Source organism: Nocardiopsis flavescens (assembly GCF_900141985.1).
GTDB classification, from domain to species: domain Bacteria; phylum Actinomycetota; class Actinomycetes; order Streptosporangiales; family Streptosporangiaceae; genus Nocardiopsis; species Nocardiopsis flavescens.
The window spans coordinates 1-967 of sequence record NZ_FQZK01000037.1 but is presented as its reverse complement, the minus strand read 5'-3'; the positions used below and the strand labels follow the sequence as shown (position 1 = coordinate 967).

1 protein-coding gene is annotated in these 967 nt (G+C 71.5%); it reads right to left on the bottom strand.

The window, feature by feature from the left end:
- Positions 1 to 638 precede the first annotated feature (638 nt).
- Positions 639 to 967: glycoside hydrolase family 15 protein (locus BUE45_RS29350; RefSeq protein WP_342746060.1), on the bottom strand; the 329-nt coding region annotated here is incomplete at its 5' end.

Sequence of the window (967 nt, the reverse complement as noted above, 5' to 3'; positions counted from 1 at the left end):
GGCGGGGCAGGTGCGCGCGGCCTTCACCCCCAGGGGTTCGCGGAGCCGAGTACGCTCTCGTCGACCGCCTGGGGTCGGGGTGTGGATCAACGCTGACCGGCTGTGCCTGGGGCCCAGAGACAGTGCACGTTTCACCCCCTATGGCGTTGGGAGGGCATGGGTGTGCTCTACGTACGGGCCGCGCTCCTCGCGCCCACCACCCTTTGCAGGGGGCATTCCTCCCGCCCCGGGCGGCCGGGCTGGGATCGCCTCGCTTGACCCAGCCCCGGATCACACCCCCACCACTGTGGACGCGCGCCCAACGCACCGGCCCGGAGGTCTGCCGCCCGCCGACTGCGCCGGGGCCAGGTCCACGCTCCGCTGGCCGCCCACCCCAAGCGGCTGAGCTTTCGGAGAACTCCGGTCGAGCTCTCACCCCCTGGGGCCAGGGTGGGAGCGTGGCTCTACGGCTGTGGCGCAGGTCGCGGTCTGCCGACCGGCAGGGGCCGGGCGCCCCGGTTCGGAGAACAACCACCACGCCGCAAGCCCCGGTCACCTCGACGGCTGTGGCGCAGGTCGCGGTCCGCCGACCGGCAGGGGCCGGGCGCCCCGGTTCGGAGAACAACCACCACGCCGCAAGCCCAGCCCCACCACGACCGCTACGCCTCGGCCTCGTCCAGCAACCGCGCGCACCGCATCAAACCCAAATGCGAATACGCCTGCGGATGATTGCCCAACGCCCGCTCACCCACCGGATCGAACTCCTCCGGCAACAACCCCGTCGGCCCCGCGCAATCCACCAGATGCGCGAACAACTCCTCCGCCTCCGCACGCCGACCCGTCGCCAGATACGCCTCGATCAACCACGTCGTGCACAGATGGAAACCCCCCTCACCCCCCGGCAACCCGTCATCACGGTGATACCGGTACACCGTCGGCCCACTGCGCAACTCCGCCTCGACCGCCGTCACCGTCGCCTGGAACCGCT